Genomic DNA, 14,361 nt, shown 5'->3' with positions numbered 1-14,361 from the left:
TTCCAAACGGTTTGCCCCGGCGCTCACGTCCGCTACCACGCCCTAGCGACGTGGTTCCGTCGTCTGCTGAACGGGCGGCCGGTGTCCCGGTGAAGTACGAGGCACGCCGCTCGCCCGCATGTTCGGTGACCGGCGGCGTTGTGAGTTCTTTGGGTGTGAATGGGTTCACAACGACGTGGCCAGGCGAATGCTATGTTCCAGCCATTCAATTGCCGACTGATTTTTTGAAGAGTGTCTTTTTCGGACAGCCTCTGAGGAGAGGGTCATGTTCAAGCAATTCCTCTTGGTCGCGGCGATAGCCTCCCTGACGTTAGCCACATCCTCTAAAGCCGATTGCGAATATGCTTTGGAGCGCAGCGCGTCCGCCGAGTCGCGTTCGGTTTCGTTGCATTCTGATGCAGCTCAACTTGCGGAAGCCCTGTTGGATGACGTTGTGACTTGGCTCTCATCGAATTTCGACCTGCCTGCCATCAAGCAGCGTCCCGTCGTTGAATTTGCGTCGAAGATGGAGCTTGCGAGGTTGCGTGCAAGGGACCGTACTTCTTCGCAAGGCTTCATGGAAAGCGATGGGCAACTAGCTCAGCGCGAGGTCGTTGCACTTTACGACAACGAGACGAGAACGATCCTGCTTCCTGATGATTGGGGCGGCACTTCGCCGACCGACCAATCGGTCCTGGTACACGAAATGGTCCATCACCTTCAGAATGTTGGAGGGCTCAAATTTGTCTGCCCACAGGCGCGAGAGAAGTTGGCCTACCTGGCTCAGGATAAATGGCTGGAGCGGTTCGGACTTAGCCTGGAGAACGAGTTCGACGTCGACATGTTCACGGTGCTGATAACTTCGGCATGCATGTATTGATTGTGACCGGTCGATCCCAGTCGCTGTCGAACGATTGCCTTTCCAAAAGGAGCGCAGAGCCAAGATCATCTCGTACGTACCAGCAAGATCTTCAGCGGATTTGATTGATGGCCAGACTCTTGGCGATCCTCGCAATTGCATTGGCGATCCTGGCGATGGCTCCGGGGCAGCAGAATCAGTTTGTACCGCTGCCAACGGGACTAATGCCAGCGGTTGCTTGTTCCCTGAGTTCTGCTGAGGTGACGGTTTCATCCATTCAGTCGATGGCGCACAGATCCGCTCGTGGCCCCACGGCGATCTGCAAGGCGGACGGGCGCCGGCATCCGCACTCTATTCAGGCGTCAGCCCCAATGCCTTCACGGCAGCCACCAAGGGAGGCGTTTCGCTGTCGTACAGCTTTCTGAACGCGATATGTCCTTGAGCGGACTCATCGATGCCGTACGAGTCGAGCAGCTTCTGTATCTTGTCGGTCTTGCCTGCCTCCACCATCAGGCCGGAAAGGCGCTCCACGATGTCCTGCGGCATGCCGATGGGACCGGCGAGAAAGACGTAACCGGTCATAGCAAAGAGCTCGGAGTCGGCACCCTGCTCGAAAAATGTGGGAACGTCGGGAAGCTTTCTGCTCCGCGTCCTCGTCTGCACGGCGATTGCCCTCCCAACTCCGGATTCCAGCGCGTTGACGGCATTGGCGTAGCTCCCCATCGCCGCCTGGAGCACGCCGGCCGCGAGGTCCTGCCACATCGGCGCTTCGCCGCGGTAGTGCACGGCTTTCATCTGCAGCCCGTACTGCTTGTTGAGCTCTGCAACGACGATATGAGGGTAGGAGCCTGCGCCGAAGGTCCCGACGTTGGTCACGTTCCTGCGGGCGTATTCGACGAACTCCTTTAAATTGGTGGCATTGGTCGCCTTATAGGCGACCAATGGCAGATATCCTGCCGACATGCTGGAAATGAGCGCGAAGTCCCTGTCGGCGTCGTATGGCAAAGTCTTAAATAGCACGCGGCTTTGCACCAGAGTTGCGGTGATGGCGAGGAGTAACGTGTAACCGTCCGGTGGCGATTGCTTCACGGCTGCTGCAGCGATCGAACCGCTGGCACCCGCCTTATTCTCAACTATCACCGGCTGGCCGAGCTTCTGGGAGAGGTATTCGCCGTAGACGCGCGCGAGGGTGTCCGCAAGTCCGCCGGCGGGATAGGCGCAAACAATCTTGATCGGCCGGGAGGGCCAGGTCTGCGTCCACCCGCTATCATGATACGACAAAGCGATGGTGGCTGCGCCGGTTGCGATGAAGGCGCGGCGCGTGATCTTCAATGCCATCACGGTCTCCATCATGTTTGTATTCCGAGGACGCGCGTTGTGGCGTTACTGCCAGTCCTTCAAGCGGACGGCCCTACGTTGAATCCTGAGCCGCTGCTCGGGGCACTGCTGCGCGGTACGGCAAGCCGTTGGTCGTGCTCATGGATTGCTTCCTGAGCAAATTGTGCCGTCCCGAGGATGGTAGCAGGCCATGGGCGGGCGCTCTTGACATTCTGCTTACATTCTCTTCACCGCCGGCTTATTCTTGCGCTGCAACCGGCGCGAGAGACCGACGGGGGAAAGCCACCCAGGGAATTGCCAGCTTGCGGTATCTCTTCGACGAGTACGCATTCGACACCGACCTTCGCGAGCTTTACCGCGGGGCGCACGTGGTCTCGGTTGCGCCGCAGGTGTTCGACCTGCTCGACTACCTGATCCGCAACAGGGAACGGGTCGTAAGCAAGGACGACCTCATCAAGACCATCTGGAACGGCCGTGTCGTGTCCGATGCGGCACTGACGACGCGGCTGAACGTCGCTCGGAGTGTGATTGGCGATTCCGGTGAAAAACAGCGTCTCATCAAAACCCTGCAGCGCAAGGGCTTCCGTTTCGTTGGAACGGTGCAGGAAGTGCAGAGGCCCGCAGACGCGGCGGCCACAGCCGATTCTGGTGAACAGTTTCAGGGTACCGCTGATCCAGATCGGTCCGATGCCGCAACAGTTGCGATGTCGATTCCTGCGCCACGCCTTTCCATCGTCGTACTGCCGTTCGCGAACTTCGGAGGCGATCCCGAGCAGGACTATTTCGTTGATGGCGTGACCGACAGCCTGACCACGGACCTTTCGCGCATCAGTGGCTCATTCGTGATCGCGCGTAACACCGCTTTCACCTTCAAAGGCAAAGCCGTCGATGTAAAGCAAGTCGGACGCGAGTTGAACGTCCGCTATGTGCTCGAAGGTTCCGTGCAACGAGGCGGCAATCGGCTTCGGGTGAATGTTCAGCTGATCGATGCCGAAACCGGCAATCACCTATGGGCCGAGAGGTTCGAGAAACCCGTCGCCGACCTGTTCGACATGCAGGACGAGATCGTATCGCGGCTCGCAAACACGCTAAATGCCCAGCTCATTCAGGTTGAAGCGCGGCGAGCGGAACGTTCAACCCATCCCGATGCAATGGACCTGTATTTCCAGGGCTGGGCTTACGAGAACAATGGGACGACCCCGCAATACATGACGCAAGCGCAGGCCTTTTTCGACCGCGCCCTGGCACTCGATCCCGACAATATCGAGGCGCTGGTCGGCTCGGCGCGGGTTGAAGCGGCGCTTGGGGCCAATCTTGTCACCGACGACTGGAAAGCGCACTTGGCGGCGGCCGAGGCAGCCTCAACCAAGGCTCTGTCCCTTGCGCCAAACCATGCTCGGGCCCGTAGCATCCTGGGTCTGGTCCAATCATTTGGCAACCCGGCCCGGGCCATCGCTGAATGCGAGCGGGCGTTGGCACTGGATCACAATTTGGCCGACGCTCATGCCTTCATCGGTCTCGCCAAGTTTTTTCTCGGTCGCAGTAGCGAGACCGAGGCCCATATCCGCGAGGCGCTTCGCCTCTCTCCTCGCGATTCCTACGCCTACCGGTGGTTCATGTTTGTCGGTCTCGCCAAATTGTTTCTCGGCGCCGACGTGGAAGCGGTTGCCTGGCTGCGCCGGAGCATCGAGGCCAACCGAAATCATCCCCTCCCGCATTATTATCTCGCCGCTGCGCTGTCGCTGCTCGGCTCACCGGACGAGGCGCGGGCCGCCGCACAGGCCGGCCTTGTGCTCAATCCGACCTTCACTCTCCGCCGCTACCGGGCCCGCGTGACGAGCGACCATCCGGCTTATCTCGCCGGGCGCGAGCGTGTGTATGAGGGCATGCGCATGGCCGGGGTGCCGGAGGGATGAACGGCAGGAGGTTGCCGGTGCGCGCCCAACAAGGATCGGGCGCTCTTGCGCTTACGGCGACGGCACGGCCGAGGGCGGCGCGGTGACGTTCGGCAGCGGAGTTGCTGGCCAAGGGCTTGCCGGCCGAGGGACCTTTCGGCTTGGCGTCGACCGACGAGCACGCCGCCGCAAGCTGAGTTCGCATCGACGCCAGGCCCGTCAGGTCGATGTCGAATGTCGCGACGTCCACCTTTTCGTCCGGCATCGGCGTGGTCCGCCGGACATGGAGGGAGCGGGACGCCATGATCGCCTTGACCATGTCAGGGTCGATGCTGCCGCTCCACATCTCGTACTTCGCGGCTCGCACTGGAAACCCTCCGGCTTCCTGGTCCTTGTCGGCGTCCGCCGTCATCATGATCATACTTTTGCCGACGCTCGCCTCGTCGATCTCGCCCGCGAACAGCAGCGGCACGCGATCCCTGGTTTCGCAAAACATGCGCCACTCCATCGTCCGGAACGAAGAGCCGCTTTCCTTCTTCATCACCGCGATCTTGCCGATGAACGGCCGCGTTGCCTTCTCCAGCCTCCACATCCCTTCGGCAAACGGTCGCGTGTCGATTCCGAAACGATAGAGCTCGGCTCGCGTCAGCATGTGCAGATTTTCGAACTTCACGGTACGGATGAGATCGTCGAGCCCGCGGCTGATCCCCATCGCCGCGATGAACGCAGCGCGGTCGCGGTCGGCGTTCGCGATCCGGCGCTGCCTGTATTCCGCGACCGCCTGCGGCGCCGGATGCCCGTGAAAGACGAGGACCAGCCTGGAGTTATGGACCGCCAGGGCGGCGTCGGGAGCGACCTCGCGTGATGTCGCGCCGAGAAACAGGTAACCGCAGGCCGAGTTGCACATCGCATGGTAGGTCGTGAGCTCCGCCTCGACCTCGCCGCCGACGGCCTTGGTCCTCAGGCAGGCGGCGTCCACCTGTGTGCCGGCGGCGCACGCCGTCGCGATCGTCCGGCCGACCCGCGCGACCGCCTTGCGACTGTGCAGCAGCCGGCCGATGACGTAGGACTGCTCCACGTTCCCGCCGGGCGAATGAAGGTAGATCGGACGCTGGGTGTCCTTGACGCCGGCCAGGAAGCGGCGAATGCGCGGCGCAGCGTCTCCATCGATCTCGCCCTCGATGGCGATCCAGCGGTCGCAGCCGGGCCCGCACGCGTCCGGTGCCCCCTTGGCAAGATAGATCGTCAGCCTGCGCGCAAATCCGGGATTTTCGGCAGGCGTTTCCTCGGCGTGCAGTGCGCATGGAAGCAGCATGGCCACGAGAAACAAAATACGGGCAAGCATGTAACGACTGGGCCACGCGCGGTGAAGATAGGCGCCGACGTTACATGATAATCGGCGCGCCTACAACTTTCGGTGGCATGCATGTGCGCGTTTATTGCGCCGGGCAGCACATCGTGCTGTCTCGAAATACAGCGTTCGTCACGTCAGACGATCGATGATTTCGAAGAGCCTGTCGCAGGACGCCTCGATCCGCTTTTGCGGCGATGTGGCGATACCCAGCAACAGACCGGGGCGCGCCGAAGCCGTGGACGCATACCAGAGCGACAGCGGTGTAGGCGCCAGCCCGAACGATGCCGCTTCCCTGGCGATGGCGAGATCGGGCGCTCCATCCGGCAGCCGCAGGACCGCTGCCAATCCGGCAAGCGCAACATTGGCGGTGCGCGTCCGAAGCTGTTTCAGCAATGCATCGCCTTGCGCGGCGTAGACCCGCTTCGTGCGCCGGAGATGCCGCAGATAATGGCCATCGCGCATGAAATCGGCGGTGGCGAGCTGCGCTGCGGGCCCGGGCGCCGGCGCGAGGCACGCCGCGGCTTCGGCAAATCGCGACGCCAGAGCGGCCGGCGCAACGACAAGGCCGAGCCGCAGGGCAGGGGTCACGGTCTTGCTGAAAGAGCCGATGTGGATGACGCGGCCCGCGCGATCGAGCGAGGCGAGCGCCGGCGTGGCCCGGCCCTTGAGCTGAAGCTCGCTGAGATAGTCATCCTCGATCACCCACGCCTTGCGTCGGGCGGCCCAGTCGAGCAGGCGCGAACGCCTTGCCAGCGACAACGTGGATCCGAGTGGCGCCTGCTGCCCGGGCGTCACGACAACGAGCGCTGCGTCGGGAGCATGTTTCACGCCGTACTCGACATCGATGCCGTCAGCGTCGACCGGGATCGGCGCGATCGACAGTCTTGCAAGCGCGAGACCGTGCCGCGTGAAGGGAAAGCCCGGATTCTCCACCCAGACCTTCTTCTTTGGCTCGAGGCCGAGGACACGGAGCGCCAATCCGAGGCCGCCGCTGAAACCGCTGGTGATGATGATCTGCGACGGCGTGCACGCGATCCCGCGCGCCAGCGCGAGGTAGGCTGCGATCTCGCGTCGCAAGTCGAGCTCGCCGCGCGGATCCGGATAGATCGCCGGCGCGCTCATTTCGGCGCGAACCGCCTGCGCGCGCATGCGCGCCAGCAATTTGGCAGGAAAGGTCTCTTGCGCGGGCACGCCCATCTGGAAGATTGCCGGCCCCGCCGTGAGCTCCTGGTACATCTCCATGAACGAGCCGGGCGCCGGGGCTTTGTCCTTGCGAACGGGAAAGGACGGCCGATCCGCGACATGCGTGCCGGTCGCGCGTGACGCGACGATCAGTTGGGCAGAGGACAGCTTTTCATATGCCGCGCGCACGGTGCCCCGCGCGACGCCAAGCTGGGCTGCCAAGTCCTGCCAGGAGGGCAGGCGCGCTCCGGGTGCGAGCACGCCGTTCTCGATGGCGGCCCTGATGCCCCCATGGATCTGCTCGGCCAGCGGCGTCTTCGCAGAGCGATCCAGTTCCAGCCGCAGCGGTTTGGTCATGCCTCATGGTACACGATTTTCATGCGTTCTTGGTCCTTTTCTATGGACCAGGGCAGGGGCATTTAAGGCGGAGACAAGGGCCGGGCATCGATCATCAAGGAGCAGGAAAATGACAGGGCGTCTCGACTACGACCGTATCGCGCCGGCGGGTGTGAAAGCGCTGGGCGGCGTGTACGGCTACATCATGCAGAGCAATCTTCCAGCGGCGCTGATCAACCTCGTCTATCTGCGCGTATCCCAGATCAACAACTGCGCCTACTGCCTCGACATGCATATGCGCGATCTGCTCAAGAACGGGGTGAAGATCGAAAAGCTCGCTCTGCTGCAGGCGTGGGAGGAAGCCGGCAATCTGTTCGACGCGCGCGAGCGCGCCGCCCTCGCATGGGCCGAAACGGTGACCCGCGTCGCGGATACCGGCGTGCCGGATCAGGCCTATGAAGCCGCGCGCGGGGTCTTCGAGGAGCGCGAGCTCGTCGACCTCACCATCGCGATCGGTCTGATGAACACGTATAATCGCATGGCGATCAGCTTCCGTAAGACGCCGCAGGCCGCCGTCGAGAAGACAGCCTGACGGGCCACGAACGGCATCGGCCGACGTCAATGCAAGGCAGGAGCTAGAAAATGACGAGCGTGATTTCCGGCGTGAAAATTCCCGACAGCAAGCTGGCGCGCGAGGCCGCCGAGTTGGTGCGCAGCTACGAAGACGAGATGCTGTTCAACCATTCGGTCCGCGTCTACGTGTTCGGCGCGATGAAGGGGCTGCGTCAGAAGCTGAAATTCGATTCCGAGTTGCTTTATGTCGCGGCGCTGTTTCACGACCTCGGCCTGGTCGATCACTACCACACCGAAACAAAGCGATTTGAGGTCGACGGTGCCGACGCCGCGCGGGACTTTCTCCGGGCACGCGGCATCGCCGAGCCGCAGGCCGATCTGGTCTGGGAGGCGATTGCGCTGCACACCACACCCGGCATTCCGGAATATATGAGACCGGAAATCGCCCTCACGAGGGCAGGAGTTGTGGTGGACGTCGGGGCCGTTGGATATGACGAGTACACGCCGGAGCAGCGCGATCAGGTGATCGCTGCGTTCCCGCGCGGCGATTTCAAGAACGAGTTTCTGAAGGTGCAGACCTGCTCAGCGCTGAAGAAGCCGCAGACGACATTCGGGACCGTCAATTTCGACTATATCCAGGATCACGATCCCAGCTTCCACAAGCCGAACGTGTGTACGCGCATCCGCAACACGCCCTGGCAAAGCTGAGCTGCCGCTAAGCCACCGGATCCCTGACGGCATCCGAACGGCTTCGGTCATCCGGCGCCAGCGGTGGCGCCGGCCGCGCGGGAGCGTCCTTCAGCAAGGCAGCGTCGCTCGAGGCGTCCTCGACCGGCGCGGCTCGGGCCTCGCGCGCGGCGACGATCCAGATCAGGAAGCCAAGAAGCGCGAGCGCGGCTCCGACGGGACCGGTGGAGGTCCAGCCCAGCCCCTCGCGAATGGCAAGGCCGCCCAGGAACGGGCCGAGCGCGTTGGCGGTGTTGAACGCCGAATGATTGAGCGCAGCAGCGAGCGCTTGTGCGTCTCCCGCGACGTCCATGAGCCGCGTCTGCAGGACGGCGCCGAGCGAGACGCTGGCGCCGATCGCGAAGACGTCGGCCGCGAGCAGCCAGGGATTGCCCGCGGCGAGCGGAAACACCAGGAGCGCGACTGCAGCAAACAGCAGGATGACGCCCGCCGTCGGCATCAAGGCGCGGTCGGCAAAGCGCGGCACGAACAGATTGCCGAGCGTGGCGCCGATGCCGAACACGGCGAGGAAGAACGGGATGACCGCGGTGCTGACCTTGGTGACCTCGATCAGGGTCGTCGCCAGATAAGTGTAGACGGCGAACATGCCGCCAAAGCCGATGGCGCCGATCGCCAGCGTGATCCAGACGCGGCCGCTTCTGAGCGCACCGAGCTCGCGCAGCGGATCGGACCGGCCGGCCGCATCGCGCGGCGCGAACAGCGCGCACAGCAGGACCGTGATCAACGCCAGCACCGACACGAAGCCAAAACTCGCGCGCCAGCCGACCGCCTGGCCGATCAGATTGGCCAGGGGCACGCCGATGATCGTGGCAGTGGTCAGGCCGAGCATCACCTGGCCGATCGCCTGCGAACGGCGTTGTTGCGGAACGAGCGAGGCCGCGACCAGCGCGGCGATGCCGAAATAGGCGCCATGCGGCAATCCCGACAGAAATCGAGCCGCGATCATCCAGCCGAAGCCCGGCGCGAGCGCGGTGAGCGCGTTGCCGAGCGCGAACACGGCCATCAGGGCCAGCAACTGGGTGCGCCGGGCGAACCGCGCGCCAAGCACGGCGATCAGCGGCGCGCCCAGCACCACGCCGAGCGCGTAGGCACTGATCGCGTGCCCCGCGGTCGGCTCGTCGATCCCGAGGTCGGCAGCGAAGAACGGCAGCAAGCTCATCGATGCGAATTCGGTGGTTCCGATCGCAAAGCCACCCATCGCGAGCGAGAACAGGACGATGGCGAGGTGAGGCGGCGCTGAGGCGCGGGGCGAGGTCGCGTGAGGCGAGGTCGTCATGTGTCCTGCATTGGTGGCGTCAACGGGAACCAGCCCAGCGAACGTCGCCACCCCTGCAAGATTTGTTGCCGTACTTAAACCCGCACCAGCTCACGTCAACATCGGAGGCGCGATGCAAGGCATGCCGCATATCAGCGTCCCGATTTAAGTGTGGGGCCATCCGGACTCGTCGCGCACCAGCCTGTGGCTTCATCGGTGCGCTTCGGCCTTCCCGCGACTTTCGCTATCCACTCTACAGACGGGGTCGACTCGCTTGAGGGCAAAACAGTTGCAAGTCTGCAGCAAAGCGTATTGGCGGTTGAGGCGGTCGGCGCGACCTTTTGCCATCGCGCCCGGCGCGAGGGCTTCCACTTCGGGGCCCGGTGCAAGTGGGAATTCGCGAATGCTGTCGAAATTCAGAAGGAATTCATAAGGAATTCAAAAGGAATTCGAAAGGTAGAGTGCGTTGATCGGGCGCCTTATTCCAGCGCGAGCCGCTGATCGCCAAGATGAGGTAATCCGAAGAAGCCCTTTTACTCTCCGCCGCCACTTGTTGTGGCGCTGCCGCTCCGAGCCATTCGGGTGATTTTGGTAGCGCCTCAACCGAATTGCGTTTAGCGTGTTGCAGACTGGTTCAAGGACGAGACTCTGCTCGGCAAGAGGCTTTATTCGCCGCTGAGGGATCAATGAAGTCGGAGCCTACGAGCGACCCCCCGTCGTCGCCGAACACCGCCAACGACAGTGGTGCGAGGTTGGTTGGTGCTGCCGAACAGGACTTTAATTCCCAAGTAGGTAAGATCCTCGAATTCGAAAGACCTTTCCGCGCCGTCCTCGTGGCGGACGTCGTCAGCTATACCAGACTTATGGAAGCTGCTGAGGTCGAGACGCATAGTCGCTATCGGGCTCTTCGCGTGAGCGTCATCGATCCTGCTTTGATCGGTCGACGAGGCGAGATTGTGAAGAACACCGGCGACGGCTTCGTCGCGGTGTTCGAGAGCCCGCTCGATGCCCTTCGCTGTGCCTCCGAGTTGCAGCGTGAAGTCACCGGGCTTGAAACCTTGCAACCTCCCGAGCGCCGCATAGCCTTTCGCATCGGCGTCCATTGGGAGCCTGTCATCTTTGATCTGAACGATGTCTACGGCCATGGCGTCAATATCGCAGCACGCTTGCAATCTGTCGCTCCCGCGGGCGGCGTTGTGGTGTCGTCGGCCCTTTTGCGAGTAGTCGCCGATCTGAGCGAATTCAAGTTTGACGACCTGGGTGAGCTTCATCTCAAGAACCTGTCGCGGCCGGTTCATGCCTTTCTCCTGCTCTCGCCGGGAGTGGACCGCCGCACGGTGATCGGCGCTTCCACCAAATCCTCGAGACGAACCAAACTGCCCTCGATCGCCGTTCTTCCGTTTGCGAACAGCTCTTCGGAGGTCGACGACAGCTATTTTGCCGAAGGCTTCGTCGAAGACATCATTGTCAGCCTGAGTAATATTCAGGAGCTCCTGGTGGTGTCTCGCGGGTCGACGATGCCGTTTCGTCAGCGCGAGATCGATCCCGTCGAAATCGGCGAGAAGCTTGGCGTTCGCTATTACGTCAGCGGTCACGTTCGTCGATCGGGCAAGCGATTCCGGTTTTCGGTCGAGTTGGTCGATGTTGCGACTGGCTCCGTGGTGTGGGCCGAGAAATACGACACGGACCTTGCGGACGTTTTCGAAGTCCAGGACGAGATCGCCATTGGTGTCGTTGAGAAGATCGCCGCCTATGTGCGTCGCGCAGAGATCAAGCGGGCGCTGCGAAAGCCGCCGAAGAGCCTCAATGCGTATGACTATCTCCTGCGGGCGCTTGAGCTGCTCTACAAATTCGATTTCGCGAGCTTCTCGCGCGCCAAAGGGCTGCTCGAGAAAGCCAGCGAGGAAGACCCCGAATACGCGGCGCCGTACGCGTTCGCTGCGAAGTGGCACAATTTCAAGATCGCGGAGGGGTGGTCGTCGGATTTCGATGCGGATTCGGCCGACGTGATCCGACTGTCCAATTGTGCCATCGAAAGAGACCCGCAAAATGCTCTCGCGCTCGCGATACAGGGGCACGGCAAGAGCATGTTCTTTCGTGACTACGACAGCGGATTGGACCTGTGTGAGCGGGCTCTTGCCATATCCCCCAGCAATTCGTGGGCATGGGTGTTCGGGAGCGGGACCCCCGGGTTCATCGGCGATGCTTCAACCGGAATCGCCCGTGCGGAGCGCGCCATCCGGCTTTCACCACTTGGCCAACAGGCCTTTTTCAATTTCTGCCTGCTCGGCCAAAATCATTATCTGAACGGAACGTTTGACGATGCCATTCGCTGGTCGAAGAAGTCTTTGACCCTCAGCCCGCGTTTTGGAAACGCCGCGCGCGTCCTCGCCGCAAGCCTCGTCGCGGTTGGTCGCCTGGAGGAAGCGCGGCAGGTTTCGCAGCACCATAAGAACATCCTGCCCGGCTTCAGGGTATCGGACTATGCGCGCCGTTGTCCGTTCAAGGAGCCCCAGGGGTCTTTGTATGTCGAGCGATTAGGAGCAGCTGGGTTGCCGGATTGATGGGGCCAGGAGCCCGGTTCAAATTATTAGCCCCTCGATGGAGAGCACAATGCCTGGTGTTGCAGGAGGAGGCGGTGGTGGTGGCGGTGGTGGTGGCGGCGGCGGAGGCGGCGGCGGCGGCGGCGGTGGTGGCGGAAACGGCGCAGTCAGCGGCGGTTACGTTGGTGGTGGAATTCCCCCGCGTCCTTTCCCGATCTTCGAGAGTTTCGTCGGAGTCCTGCCCGGTAGCTTGAATTACGGGGCGACATTCCCGCTGTCTGCCTGGCGCCCTGACTTTTTTGCCCAGATCGCATTGCTCGAATTTGCCAAGACCGATTGGCAAACCATCACTGTCGCCGGCCCGCCAACGGATCACGATGTGATTTTCGGCGAGATCGATGAACTGCTTGGGGCGTCGATGGATCGTCGCAAGAGGTTGGCAGATGAGATCGTCGATCAGGACGTGAGGCTTGTCGGCTATTTTGCGCAGGTCCTCATGCTTTCGCCGTCTGCGCATCCAAATACGATCAAGATTCTGGAGATGGCCGATCATGTTGGGCTGATGGTCGCCGTCTACTACAAGCTCAGGTTCAATCGCGGGCGGCCGCAACAGGTGTGTCCGGCGCTTTTCCCAATGGTCGCGTCGCCCTGGCACGCCTCCTATCCGAGCGGACATTCGCTGGAGAGTCATCTGATGGCACTGGCGCTGGGAGAGATTATCCCCGGTGCCAAGAGTGCACTGAGGGCGCTGGCCGCGCGGATCGGGAAGAATCGCGAGATCGCTGGCGTCCACTACCCGAGTGACACGGCTGCCGGGAAGGCCATTGCTGAAGCCGTGTTTCCGTACCTCCAGCAATGCAGCACCTTCCATGCGGTGACCGAGGCGGCAAAACAAGAGCATTAGAACAGTGCCTAATGCCGCAGCCGAGATCGCATCCTTGGATTTTGCAAGGATGCGCTCCGCACGGCCACAAGGAATTGAAGTTGGACCAATCGATCTCAACCACGAGGTATTGCAATGGGTGTGGAAGAAATTTCCGTCATCGAAAGGACACGGATTCAGTTGGCGCCAGATTTCACGATGCAACATCAGTGTCACATCAATTGGTGCTGGGCAGCCGTCGCTTACAGCATCTCGCGCTATTACGACGAGACCAGTACTTTCACGCAGTGCCGCATCGCCGACCTTGAATTGAACCGGCATGATTGCTGTGATTTCCCTTGCGGCACGCCGGGCCTGGAATTCGATGTGACGCATTCTCTCGGATCACCGCTCAACCGAGTCCGCTGTCTCGCCGTGTTGGCCCTCGACCAACGAGCGACACGAATGGAGGTGCAGCAGGAGATCAGTGCAGGGCGCCCCATTTGTGTTCGCACGGTCTGGTCGGGAGACGAAGATGAGGAGGGACCGGCGCACTTCGTCGCGATCGTCGGATATCTGGAGGATACCGACAGCCTGGTCATTGAGGATCCCCTTTTCGGCCTAACACCGGAGATCCAGTTTGATCGATTTTGCTCAAACTATCAGGACGCCAAAGGTGTCTGGACGGACACTTACTTCACCAAGGCCCCGGTCTAGAACCTCGCCACCGTGAAAGGAGAGAAAAGATGGCAATTCATCCCAGCGATCCTCCGGCGGCTGCGGTCGTAGCTGTGAAGCGAGCGGTGGCCAGCCGGGTGGGCAACCCGAAATTCCCGCGATCAAGGCTTTCCACTGCCAACCGCGACGCGGTCTTCATTTCCCTGCCGCATCGCATTGCCTATCTGGCTTTTGGCAAGATCCGTCGCGCAGACAAACTCAGAGCGGCTGCGAAGCTAGGCAATTGGAGATTTCTTGTGATTGAAGCGAAGCGGCGCACCGCCGCTGATGATGGGGGAGGAGGGGAGGAACAGGAGCCGATCGCTGCTGCGACAATCGTGAAGTCGGCAGCGACGATGTATGAGACGACGTATGAACTGGGTGACCTGAACGAAGGGCCGTTTGTGGCGGCGACGTCGGAGGCGATCCGTCGTGCCGAGAAGCTTCCTGAAGTTCGGGAAGGACGCTTCGAGGCTTTCCTGCTCACCGTGCCGGCGGTCCATGTGACGGCGCTCTGGCTACAAGATTATCAAGATTGTCATGGCGATGCGGACCTGCTGCTGACGTTACCGCCCTCGGACCAGGCCTTGGAGCCGTATCGGCCGATGGCGTCGGCTGCGTTCTTGGCTGTCGTGCAAGACCTCGCTCGGAAAGTAACTTCCGAATACGCGACGAGAGGGTGAGCGGGCAATGTCGGCGCGATGGAAAAGCTCGCAAGTGC

At 61.8% G+C, this 14,361-nt stretch carries 12 protein-coding genes; 8 read left to right on the top strand and 4 right to left on the bottom strand.

The window, feature by feature from the left end:
- Window positions 1-265 precede the first annotated feature (265 nt).
- Window positions 266-859 (top strand): DUF6647 family protein, encoded by a 594-nt coding sequence (locus J4G43_RS29325; RefSeq protein ID WP_208087104.1) that lies wholly within the window; start codon window positions 266-268, stop codon window positions 857-859.
- A 330-nt stretch (window positions 860-1,189) separates the two neighbouring features.
- Here J4G43_RS29325 and J4G43_RS29320 read toward each other — a convergent pair whose 3' ends face one another.
- Window positions 1,190-2,191: a Bug family tripartite tricarboxylate transporter substrate binding protein gene (locus J4G43_RS29320; protein WP_225005183.1), complete on the bottom strand. Its 1,002-nt coding sequence runs from the start codon at window positions 2,189-2,191 to the stop codon at window positions 1,190-1,192.
- A 287-nt stretch (window positions 2,192-2,478) separates the two neighbouring features.
- Here J4G43_RS29320 and J4G43_RS29315 point away from each other — a divergent pair, with 287 nt between their 5' ends.
- Entirely contained in the window at window positions 2,479-4,092 is a 1,614-nt protein-coding gene (locus J4G43_RS29315) for a winged helix-turn-helix domain-containing tetratricopeptide repeat protein (RefSeq protein ID WP_208087103.1), read from the top strand.
- Here the strand turns inward: J4G43_RS29315 and J4G43_RS29310 are convergent.
- Window positions 3,983-5,416, bottom strand: coding sequence for a hypothetical protein (locus J4G43_RS29310; protein ID WP_225005181.1), 1,434 nt, complete (start codon window positions 5,414-5,416; stop codon window positions 3,983-3,985). The genes J4G43_RS29315 and J4G43_RS29310 overlap by 110 nt on opposite strands.
- A 138-nt stretch (window positions 5,417-5,554) precedes the next feature.
- Entirely contained in the window at window positions 5,555-6,964 is a 1,410-nt protein-coding gene (pdxR, locus tag J4G43_RS29305) for a MocR-like pyridoxine biosynthesis transcription factor PdxR (protein WP_208087102.1), read from the bottom strand.
- Between the two features lie 109 nt (window positions 6,965-7,073).
- Here pdxR and J4G43_RS29300 point away from each other — a divergent pair, with 109 nt between their 5' ends.
- Both J4G43_RS29300 and J4G43_RS29295 read left to right on the top strand, forming a co-directional pair.
- Window positions 7,074-7,535, top strand: coding sequence for a carboxymuconolactone decarboxylase family protein (locus tag J4G43_RS29300; protein ID WP_208087101.1), 462 nt, complete (start codon window positions 7,074-7,076; stop codon window positions 7,533-7,535).
- Between the two features lie 50 nt (window positions 7,536-7,585).
- Window positions 7,586-8,224, top strand: coding sequence for an HD domain-containing protein (locus J4G43_RS29295; protein WP_166341989.1), 639 nt, complete (start codon window positions 7,586-7,588; stop codon window positions 8,222-8,224).
- A gap of 7 nt (window positions 8,225-8,231) precedes the next feature.
- Here the strand turns inward: J4G43_RS29295 and J4G43_RS29290 are convergent, their stop codons facing one another.
- Complete coding sequence (locus J4G43_RS29290; protein WP_208087100.1) at window positions 8,232-9,539, bottom strand: MFS transporter; 1,308 nt, start codon at window positions 9,537-9,539, stop codon at window positions 8,232-8,234.
- Between the two features lie 665 nt (window positions 9,540-10,204).
- Between J4G43_RS29290 and J4G43_RS29285 the strand changes: the two genes are divergently transcribed.
- From J4G43_RS29285 to J4G43_RS29270, 4 genes are all read left to right on the top strand, one after another.
- Window positions 10,205-12,082, top strand: coding sequence for an adenylate/guanylate cyclase domain-containing protein (locus tag J4G43_RS29285; protein WP_084795119.1), 1,878 nt, complete (start codon window positions 10,205-10,207; stop codon window positions 12,080-12,082).
- A gap of 49 nt (window positions 12,083-12,131) precedes the next feature.
- Entirely contained in the window at window positions 12,132-12,965 is an 834-nt protein-coding gene (locus J4G43_RS29280; RefSeq protein ID WP_208087099.1) for a phosphatase PAP2 family protein, read from the top strand.
- A gap of 114 nt (window positions 12,966-13,079) precedes the next feature.
- Complete coding sequence (locus J4G43_RS29275; protein ID WP_208087098.1) at window positions 13,080-13,640, top strand: papain-like cysteine protease family protein; 561 nt, start codon at window positions 13,080-13,082, stop codon at window positions 13,638-13,640.
- Window positions 13,641-13,669: 29 nt separating this feature from the next.
- The gene (locus J4G43_RS29270; RefSeq protein ID WP_208087097.1) at window positions 13,670-14,323 is read left to right on the top strand and encodes a hypothetical protein; all 654 of its coding nucleotides are present in this window, start codon (window positions 13,670-13,672) and stop codon (window positions 14,321-14,323) included.
- The last annotated feature ends 38 nt before the right edge of the window (window positions 14,324-14,361 follow it).

It is taken from the genome of Bradyrhizobium barranii subsp. barranii (assembly GCF_017565645.3).
GTDB classification, from domain to species: domain Bacteria; phylum Pseudomonadota; class Alphaproteobacteria; order Rhizobiales; family Xanthobacteraceae; genus Bradyrhizobium; species Bradyrhizobium barranii.
The sequence above is the reverse complement of the archived record's forward strand: the minus strand, read 5'-3'. Positions and strand labels throughout refer to the sequence as shown.